Raw genomic sequence first — 10,160 nt, forward strand, 5'->3', positions numbered from 1 at the left:
AAAACAAGCGGAAGAAGCCAAAGGATTTTGGAACCCCTGGCGAACTTTTTGCCGAGACCCGAGGAGTGAACGCCATATTTCCTTTTCAATTCTTATTGTATTTTACTGCATACGCAGGACACGAGCTAAAGAAGCTCGCGCCATCTGGGGAATTTACTACATTCTCGCCCATTTTGTATATACATTGTTATAGCGCGTAATTTATTAGTTTCCAATCAAATAATCTATTGCCGAGTCTAAAACCTTGTCAGTTTCATTTTGCAAATCAGTCTCTGTATTTTTTATTAATTCATTGGGTATAATGCCTACATTTTCAACAACATTGTCACTCCAATCATTTGTTTTACGAATTGATAAACGATACTCCCAACCATTCGGGAGTTTTCCTATATGAGTATCAGCAAAAACACCAGATGTCATGTTTCCAAAAATCTTGACGTTGGGTAAAGTTTTCATCATCAGCGTGAATAATTCTGCGGCACTTTGAGTATTTCTGTTTGTTAATAAAGCAATTGGCTGATTAACGTATTTGCTATTCTCATTTGGTTTTAATTCCCAATATTCGGGTTCTTGAAAATTATATATACTATCAGGCTTTCTCAGTCTTGAAATAGCATAAGTATGTGTGTCAGTTGCAAAATATTCAGCTAATTCTTTAACTGGCAAAGAATAACCACCGATGTTATCTCGAATATCTATTACAAATCCTTTTGCATTTTTGTATTTCTCTAAAAATGATGCTATTGAATTATGAACTTCATTAGACTTATTACTCATTTCAGTCATGTGAATATAAGCAATCGAGTCCTTTAACCAGCCAGTTGTAAATACCTTTCTAATTCCCATTGGTGGGAGAAATGATTTTATTCTTAACGATTTTTCATAGTCACTGAGATACTTGTCTTCAATCAGTTTTAATGAAAAGTCATTTGTTGGTAATCTGAAGTCAAAAGATGTTAAGTCAAAATAGTTTAATGAAGGAAGTCCAAAACCCGAAAAATATATTTCGTTGAATCGATAGACGTAACAATGTTTATCATCTAATTTTTTTAATATTTCTTGGAAAACATTGAACAATTCATCATCTGTTGTTTCATCATTTATTTTTCTGGAATAATAATCATATTCCTTATCCCAATCAATTCCTTTAACATCAAAAAGTGCATAGTTTTCCTTGAAAATTTCGAAAAATGCTTCAAAACTCTCTTTTGGTTGTCCTTTGTCTCTGGTCAAATAAGTCCAACCACTGATTAAAACAACCAGAATGATAATCGTATATGTTAGCAGTTTCTTCATCTTTTATGCGCTATAACGTTGGTGCTATGAATAGTTGCCGATTGCGGCCTGTTTTCCTGCCCAGTTAAACCGAACTTACTGCGGGACACAAAGCTTAAATAACCTGCTAAACGGCAATTATTTATAAGCACGTGTTGGTGGCAGTAATTTCTTCATTTCACTTGCAAATCTGTCACTTCCCAAGTGTCATTGTATTTAGTCAATTCGGCATTTGCATTAAAATTTCCTTTTTCTCCAACAATCGTAAATGTTAGTTCAGATTCACCTGATTCTCCTTTTGTCGATATACTACCTCCAACTAATAATCCATAATATCTTATTTTACCAGTCTTTTCAATGATTTTAGAATCATTTTTACAATAATCTTTTGCCGTCTTAAACGCTTTTGATTGTCCAAAAGTCAATAACATAATTAAAATCATTCCCATCCAGCAAATTATCACAAAAGTCCATGTTTCAAGTAAATACTTAAACATAAAACCCATTCCTGCAAAAGGATTTTTCCGCATTTTACCGTTCATCACTTTCCAAGCTTTAAAGAATTTTGGATAATGTTCTCTTGTAAAATATGAACCAATGGTAAATTCCAAAAAATGTCAATATAGGTGATATAATAATCCCAACGGTAGAAAATGGTTGAAGTCTAAATGCCTCACCAAAAAATGCAGCTATCCAAATCAAGCAGCCAATTAGTATATATGGTCTATGGTTGATTTCCTTTTTCATCTAAAATCATTTTATGTTTCAATCTTGGCCGGTCGAACTTTTTATTGCCACCAACTCCTTTGTAAGCACAATTGTGTTTATTTCGCTAATGGCTCCTGAAAATTTGTGCTTAATCTTCTAGATTAAAAATCCGAAAATTCCTATCCGCAAATTATAAGTTTACAGGAGCGGGTTTAAACGCTGTCAGGTCTGAAAAAGATGCTGCCAGTTTTTTTATTAATCTATTTACTGCTTGCGCAGAACACGAGCTAAAAGCTCGCGCTAGCGGGGCCATACAGAGTATAGACCCTAAGTATTTCATTACCGTCCTACAGAAGGACGGTAATATCTTTTAATTAAATGATTTTAAAAAAATAAGCCTCTAAATAAAAAACAGATCTCAAGCTAACTCATACTTTTTCAGCTAGATCTTACCGCCCCCAATTAAGTATTTTTTCTACGGAAAATATATTATCATATCCAGAACTTGATGCTTACAAATTTGAAGGAGCGGAATATAGCAGATATTATTCTTGCCCTACATATATGATTCAATGAGTTTCTTTACCTCATCCCATCTTTTGGTTTTCTCTGTTATTTTTAACTTATCATTATAATAATCCCAGAATTCATTTAGTAAAGAGATTGTACTTTCATCAATTTCTATTTCTGACAATAGTCCATCTATTTTTTCTAATAAGTTTTTTATACCATCTTGCGTTGGATATGCTAAATCACAATCGACATAATTATCGAAGGAAAAATTACTGTCATATTTTCTCAATAAGACACAGATAATGTAAGTTTGAATCTCTGAATCGGCAAAATTCCATGGTCGACCAGCACCTCCAAGCCTTGAAAAATAGTCTCCCATTTCACACAATGCCTTCCAAACTATTTTCTGAAATTTCTCTTTTTTTATTCTATCGTTCATTTCAATTTCCCCATTGTTAAGTGCCAATATATTCTTGTGTTGTATTTTCAAGAGCTAGAGATTTCAGCATTGGCATTCACACTTTATTTGCTACACCAAATGGGATATGAACCATTGGAATATTATCAATTTGATTGAGATGTGTCTTTTGGTCATCAAAAAACATATGCGGCCTTAATACTTTCAGTATTCTTCCTTTATCAATACCTCCTAAAAAGAAAGCATTATCTACATTAATTTCCCAATCTTTCAGCGTGTTAATCATCCTTTCATGAGAGGGTGCATTTCTTGCTGTAACTATAGAAACTTTTAATAACGGCACATAATTTTTATCTTCTTTCCTCTTTTTTCTTTCTAATTTTTGAAAGAAAGAGATTTTTTGAAATAAATCACTTAATGGACCAGGATTATGAGGTTTTAAAATTTTGCTTGTCTCATTTTCATGAAATTTATTAAGATCTTTTGTCTCTTCATAGATTTCTTCAGCCTCATCATCAATTATTACACCATCAAAGTCAAAAGCAAGTCTTAGTTCTGAATCGATAGAATTATCTTCAATTATAGTATCTAAAACTTGACCTGCAGGAAAACCTACATGTATTGCTTGCAAGACATCTTCATGACTGGCTGATAAAAATAAGGATGCGTTAAATGCTTCAATATATTCAAAAGGAGATTTTCCATTAAAGAAGGCGGCTCTTGTAATATTTAAATTATAATGTTGTATTGAATGAAAAACCCTTAAACCTGTTTCTGGTGAATTTTTAGATAATAAAACAACTTCAATCGGCTGTCTTTCCGGGAATGCATCATTCAAACCGAGAAGTCGTCTAATAAATGGAAAAGCAACACCTTTCTCCAGAACCTTATCAATATTATCCTCCTGAAATTGCCTATACGCTTCTTCTCCCATTGATTTAAATACATTATCTGATTCTGTTAAGTCAAACAATGCACTTGATGCAATTCCTACTACTAACTTTTTATCTATTGGGTATGCCATTTAAAAATACGTGTGATGTTTATTTATTGGTATCTAACTAATATTACCTCTATGTCTTTTATTCCGTTTATAACTACTTAAAGTCTGCGGAAGCTAGATGTTTTTTTAGACCATTAATCTTTCTAACTCATCTTTAATACTTCTCCAATTGGGAGATAATCTATCTAATAATTGATAAAATGCAGCACTGTGATTGAGATGAGCCAGATGACACAACTCATGAATAATTACATACTCGATGCATTTTTTGGGAGCTTTAATTAATTCCAGGTTGAGATGAATTGTACCGTTTTTATCACAACTGCCCCAACGTTTATCCATCCATCTGTATTTAAGAATTGGCATCCCCTCATAGAAAGTTTTTGCAAGTGGGATAAGCTCTAGAAATAACTTGTTAAAATGCTGCTCTGCTTTATCCTTAAACCAAGCTTTTAATAAATTTTCAATTCTCGGCTTATTGTTCTTATCCTTGCAATAAACTGATATATTACCTGCATGTAATTTAACACCTTCTTTTTGTGCTTCGCATAATTTTAAACGGTACTGTTTGCCCAAGTATCGATGCGTTTCACCACTTACAAACTTACGTGGTGGTGTTATTGGATGAAAGGACAAAAAGAAATCTTGTTGTCTAATAATCCATGCTGCTTTCGTTTTTACTTTTTGCTTAATATTATCTAAATCGGTATCTAGTGGTGCTATTACTTTTACTGTTTTATCGGGATACACTTTTATCCCTAGCGATTTACGTTTTGCAAATTCTAGATTAAATTCAATAATCGTTGATCCATATTCAATCCTCTCCTCGCCCATTCTATCTTCTTTTAAAGAATTCTTCTTCATTTTCAATATAATAACTCACCTTCCCATTTTCACTTTCACATTCTTCAGCCCACAGCTCGCGAACTATTGGATTATGATGATTGTACCAGTAGTTCATCCCTGCGTGCCAACTTTGCCATATTATATGATCGATACGACCACGTTTATGCCAAAAAAATTCTTCCGCACATAGATTAAAAAAATCAATAATTACTGCTTTTTGATCTTTACTGAGTTGATCTTTTAATTTTATAGCCTTATCAGATTCAACTATTTCAGACAAATGATCGTTCAGTTTATCATACCTATGATTAAATTCTGTAAAAAGTTCCTTCAATATTTTGTCATCTTCACGTTTTTTATTGGATCTAGAAAACCATATTGTAGCCCAAACGCCAGTACCACCTATTATTAAAGTTTGTATAATTGATATCCACTTGTCCATAATTACCTGTATTTATGAATTGCAATTTTTAAGCATTCTTCAATTAAGAGGTCTATATCGTCCCAGTTGGTATCTACATCGTATTTTTGCAATAGGTTGTAAATAGCATCGCTTGCATCTATATTTATTTTGCCAGTGATATCTACATTCTTCTGCCAATCCACAATTTTTTTATCGTTAAGATAAATGTGATTTTTAACTGCTTGATCAATCACTAGGCCCATTTCGATATGGAAAGAGGTTTTTAAAAGTTCAACCGATTTGTAAACCGATTTGCTATAGTTATAGAAAGCTAAAGCCACTTCGTTATCAGCCAATTCTTTGGGTGCATCCTCCCTATTGCCTTCAAGAAAGTCTTTTTCGTGTTGTTTACTTCTTTTTAGAAATTCAGCTTCATCAATTCGTTTCTGATAATAATCTGCTATGGTTTGTTTGATTAGATCTGCAAACTTGGTATAGTAAATCGGGTCTTCTTGCATTTTCACATTGATGGCCTTTATAGTTCGGCTAGCAATGTGGTCGGCTTGAGCTGCTTTTCCTACAATTTTTCCGACTTCAGCTTCTCTTTCTTCTTTATTAAAAATATCTACTAAATCGGTAATTTTTAAAATCTCTCCATTGGTTGAAAGATGTTTGTTGATTAGCTTCTGAATTTGTGGTTCAAACTCTTTGTAGGATACATCATCGTTGTAACGACGTTTTACATCAACCCGAAGTTTTAAAAAGAACTTGGCGTCATTCTTAAAACCTACTATTTTTTCTTCACTGGTATTGTTTACAAAATCGACCGATGATAATGCCAATTTAAGCATGCGGGCAAAAACAGTAAGTTTTTCGTAGAACTTATTTCTAAGATCTTCTGCAGAAAGCAATTCTTCGTATGCTGTTGGCTCTACATTTTTACCTTGTAGACTTTTGAATATATCCCAAAGCTCGGCATGTGCCTGAGGAAGTTTTTTAATTTCTTCGTTGATATTCGTAAAAGTACCCTCTAAATCTTCTTTGTCAAAACCTTCAAATCCTGAATAGGTCTCTAAGGCATTATCGAGATTTTCGAGGTTGCCGTAATAGTCAACAATATAGCCGTAATCTTTTCCTGGATAAACTCTATTTACTCTTGCTATAGCTTGTAGCAAAGTATGTTCTTTAAGACTACGACACAAATACAATACGGTATTGTTTGGTGCATCAAAACCTGTAAGAAGTTTAGCCACTACGATTAATATTTCGGGTTCATCTCGTTTTTTAAACTGATTGATGATGCTTTTCTCGAAGTTTTTCAGATCGCCATATTTGTCTTCCATGGCATTGAAATAGGCATCTTCCCGTTGTTTTTCTTCATTCTCATTATAGAAGGAATCCTCTGTTCCTTCGCGTTGGTCGGAACGTGTTACCACTACCGATGAAGATATTTTCCCAATCTCATCGAGATAATGTTTGTATAATAAAGCTGTTTTTATTGAAGGTGCAACCAGTTGTGCTTTTGGCTTATAGGTATCACTATTGGATTGAAAAAAATCGGTATAGTGTTCGCTGATATCCCAAGCTCGAGCATAGATAATTTGCTCAGCTTTGTTTAACTCATTAACGGTATTGAATTTGCGTTTTAAGGCTGCTTTACCATAATCGCTAAGTGGTTCTGATATTTTATCGAAAAAAGTATTTAATGGCTTTTCGTTTAGTTCCATCAGGTTGTGTCGACCTTCGTACAATAAAGGCACCACAGCTCCATCTTCAACAGCATCGGTTACCGTATATGGTTTTCCAATGTAGCCACCAAATTTGTTAGCCGTGTTCTTCTCCTTTTTCATTAAAGGCGTACCTGTAAAGGCCAAAAAACAAGCATTGGGAAATACCCTTTGCATGCTTACACTAAAGCTACCATACTGAGTTCGGTGTCCTTCGTCGATGAGTACAAATATATCTGGCGAAGTAAAGGGCTTTTTGCTTTGCTTTACTGCGGCTTCGAATTTGTTAATAATGGTTGTAATAATGGCATCGTCCTTATCATTTATCAATTCAGCTAAATGAGTCCCTGTTTTGGCTTGTCGTACTTCTTTGTGACATTTTTTAAAGGTATTGGATATTTGGTCGTCCAAATCGATACGGTCGGTAACCAGTAAAATTTTAGGATTACGAATATTTTTATTTGAAGCTAAAAGCTGTGCCAGCATGACCATTGTTAAGGACTTGCCACTCCCTTGTGTATGCCATATAACACCTCCTTTTCGTTTTCCTACATTGTTGAAGCGGGAAACCCTTTTTATGGTTTCGTTTACGGCAAAATACTGTTGATAACGAGCTATTTTTTTTATGCCATCATCATACAAAGTAAAATTACGAATAAGGTCGAGCATGCGAAGTGGAGCGCACAAACTAAAGAGCAATTCGTCTTGTTTTGTCAATGGTCGTTCTTCTTGTTCTAAGCTATCAAAGTAGTTTCGCACATATTTAAACCGATCGGAAAAGAGCTTGTCTTTATCTGCCTTGCATAATGGTTTATTTTTCAATTCGATAATAGAACTCCAATATCTTGTTTCTGACTCTTTGCTCGGAAATTGTTCTTTCCATTTTGACCAAAACTCCTTGCTTGTACCTGTGGTAGCATAACTACCGTCGTTGGTGGCAATGCTTACTAATAAATTAGAATAGACATAAAGCGAGCGAATGCCCTCTTTACTAAAATTACGGGTGTGCTGCTCAATGGCTAATTCTACAGGTGATTTTGTTCCCCCTAAGGAAGGACTTTTACACTCCACAATGCAAGTAGGGATACCATTTACAAACAATACTAAATCGGGGCGGTAGGTATCTGCTCTGCCATCACGCATTACGCTGTATTCCTCGGTAACGTGAAAAATATTATTTTTAGGATTTTGCCAGTCGATGTATTGTAGGGAGTGACTTTTTTTATCGCCATCGATGCTTTGCTCAAACGCCTTACCCAAAGTGATTAAATCGTAAAAGGCTGCATTGGCATTCATTACACCTTCGTGAATGGGTAATTCCTTAAGCGCCAAAACGGCGGAGCTGATATTGGCATCGGAGAACTCGTACTTTTTCCCTCTTCGTGTAAAACTATTAATCTTTTGAAGCTGATTAAACAAAACCTCTTCGAACAATACTACTGAGTTTTTACCCTTACGCCAATCCATAGCTTGTGCAGGAGTGATATACTGGTAACCCATGTTGATAAGCAATTGAAGTGCAGGTATTTGTGATATGTGGTCTTCTAAGAATGAGGGTGTTTTCATAATAATATGCCTTATAATTCTGTTAATTGAAAGGACGTTTTCTGTTAATAACTTTGGTAAATCAGTAAATATTCCCGATGTTTGTGGTGTTCATTATTCCAGAATAGGATAAAGGAGCTTCGAAGCTCGATACATCAAGACATGTACCGAGCTTTGCGTTTTAATACACTTCATCCAATTTATTTTTATACTTCTGTTTCATTTGTTTTTGCCCTTTTTTCTCGTTTATGTAGTATGCGGTGAGTAGGTAATAATCTGTTTTACTTCTTTGAGGTTCCAAAACAATCACATAATTTTCATTTTTATCGAAAATATATGTTCGAATCACATCTTTTCTATTCACCTGATCTCTATCCTCATAGCTAAAGATTTGAACATTTTCTTTTTTCATCTCTTCAATATGATACTTAATCCAATGCAAACGAAGAGAGCGATGCATTTCGAAAGAACGTGATTTAAGTTTTCTTCCTTTTTCGTCTTCATCGTTTCTGGTGGTAAGATGATGAAATAATGTTTGCATTGAAGGTTCACCCTCTTTTTTTGTAGGACGAACTTTTTTATTTCTAAAGGCAAAGGTTTCATTATCCTCAATATCCCTTCTAAAAATCTCCATTAAAGAAACACGTCTTTCGTACTCATTAAAATGAGCAAGCTCTAGCAGCTGAGGATATTTTTTTAATTTATTTAGCGGCATAACTGCTATTATTTAAGATCAATAAAGAAAAGGTTGAATTTCCCATCATTTTTGGGTGTTGATTTTGTAATTGGCCGTTTACAATGAGATTCAATTTTTTCAATGAGTTTATTTTTTGCAGTAACTTTATTCTCGCCTCTTAATTTATAATTAATCGCCCCCATAATCAGATCGGCCAATTGCATAAAAGAACTCTCATGAGAACGAATAAATTGAAAGTTTCGGATGGAGGTATTCCACTTTAGAATATCTTTAAGTTTTGCCAGTTTTTTGTGGCTTCTCGTATCTTTTATGTCCAAATAAATGTTGTAGTTGTACTCTAAGCTCGTTTTGTGATGAATGAGCTGATAGTACATTTTAAAATAAAACTCATTGTAGTCAAAATTATCACGATCCTTATCAATTTGATTTTTATCAACAATTATTGACCTAAAATTGATATCGCTGGAAAAGAAATAGTCGATCAAATCGGCATAATAATGATAATTTCCTTCACAAGTTTTTGTCCATTTTATTTCACCTTTGGCTTTATGGCGAGCACGAATAGACTTTAGTGCTTCCTTATGAATTTTGATTTGATTGTAAGCTACACTAATGTATGCCAACATAAAAAAAGGCATGCCATCATTTTCCAAATGTGTACTTTCGTCGCAATATACATTGAATGTTTTGCTCATAATATTAATCGTTTTATGATATACTCTCATTTATTTTGGTCGCCTCATTCATAAGGTGACCAAACTGCAACTTGAACTCTTTCAGGTTACTACCTCGTATTAAAACACCCGTTTTTGCCCCGTTAACAACTGCTGCATTAATCCTTTTTTCTGTGCTTGCAGTTGGACTAAATAACTTTCTTGTGTTTTTATTTCGTTATCGGCTGTGGTTAGAATTTTAGTTATTGCAATTTGCTCCTCTAATGGAGGAAATGGCACCTCGATATTCAAAAACATTGATAAATGCACACGCTTTTTTTCTTCCAATGAACCTATTGCAATACGGTCATA

The 10,160-nt window shown here is 34.1% G+C and carries 11 protein-coding genes; 1 reads left to right on the forward strand and 10 read right to left on the reverse strand.

Annotated elements, in window-relative coordinates; genetic code table 11:
- Positions 1-193 (forward strand): hypothetical protein (locus ABYT26_RS16780; protein WP_372756023.1); only part of this gene is annotated, 193 nt, incomplete at its 5' end.
- Between the two features lie 11 nt (positions 194-204).
- Here the strand turns inward: ABYT26_RS16780 and ABYT26_RS16785 are convergent.
- From ABYT26_RS16785 to ABYT26_RS16830, 10 genes are all read right to left on the reverse strand, one after another.
- Positions 205-1,296: a S41 family peptidase gene (locus ABYT26_RS16785; RefSeq protein ID WP_372756025.1), complete on the reverse strand. Its 1,092-nt coding sequence runs from the start codon at positions 1,294-1,296 to the stop codon at positions 205-207.
- A gap of 152 nt (positions 1,297-1,448) precedes the next feature.
- Positions 1,449-1,886 (reverse strand): hypothetical protein, encoded by a 438-nt coding sequence (locus ABYT26_RS16790; RefSeq protein WP_372756027.1) that lies wholly within the window; start codon positions 1,884-1,886, stop codon positions 1,449-1,451.
- A 653-nt stretch (positions 1,887-2,539) separates the two neighbouring features.
- Complete coding sequence (locus ABYT26_RS16795) at positions 2,540-2,986, reverse strand: hypothetical protein (protein ID WP_372756029.1); 447 nt, start codon at positions 2,984-2,986, stop codon at positions 2,540-2,542.
- 25 nt (positions 2,987-3,011) lie between these two features.
- Positions 3,012-3,938 (reverse strand): 5'-nucleotidase, encoded by a 927-nt coding sequence (locus ABYT26_RS16800; RefSeq protein WP_372756031.1) that lies wholly within the window; start codon positions 3,936-3,938, stop codon positions 3,012-3,014.
- 105 nt (positions 3,939-4,043) lie between these two features.
- Positions 4,044-4,781: a M48 family metallopeptidase gene (locus ABYT26_RS16805; protein ID WP_372756033.1), complete on the reverse strand. Its 738-nt coding sequence runs from the start codon at positions 4,779-4,781 to the stop codon at positions 4,044-4,046.
- Positions 4,753-5,205, reverse strand: a complete 453-nt coding sequence (locus ABYT26_RS16810; RefSeq protein ID WP_372756035.1) for a hypothetical protein — start codon at positions 5,203-5,205, stop codon at positions 4,753-4,755. The genes ABYT26_RS16805 and ABYT26_RS16810 overlap by 29 nt, the downstream gene beginning before the upstream one ends.
- A 2-nt stretch (positions 5,206-5,207) precedes the next feature.
- Complete coding sequence (locus ABYT26_RS16815) at positions 5,208-8,459, reverse strand: type I restriction endonuclease subunit R (RefSeq protein WP_372756037.1); 3,252 nt, start codon at positions 8,457-8,459, stop codon at positions 5,208-5,210.
- A 160-nt stretch (positions 8,460-8,619) separates the two neighbouring features.
- Positions 8,620-9,153: a hypothetical protein gene (locus ABYT26_RS16820; protein ID WP_372756038.1), complete on the reverse strand. Its 534-nt coding sequence runs from the start codon at positions 9,151-9,153 to the stop codon at positions 8,620-8,622.
- Between the two features lie 8 nt (positions 9,154-9,161).
- Positions 9,162-9,830, reverse strand: a complete 669-nt coding sequence (locus ABYT26_RS16825) for a DUF3800 domain-containing protein (protein ID WP_372756040.1) — start codon at positions 9,828-9,830, stop codon at positions 9,162-9,164.
- A gap of 99 nt (positions 9,831-9,929) precedes the next feature.
- Positions 9,930-10,160: restriction endonuclease subunit S (locus ABYT26_RS16830; RefSeq protein ID WP_372756042.1), on the reverse strand; the 231-nt coding region annotated here is incomplete at its 5' end.

The organism is Labilibaculum sp., assembly GCF_041595635.1.
GTDB lineage: Bacteria > Bacteroidota > Bacteroidia > Bacteroidales > Marinifilaceae > Labilibaculum.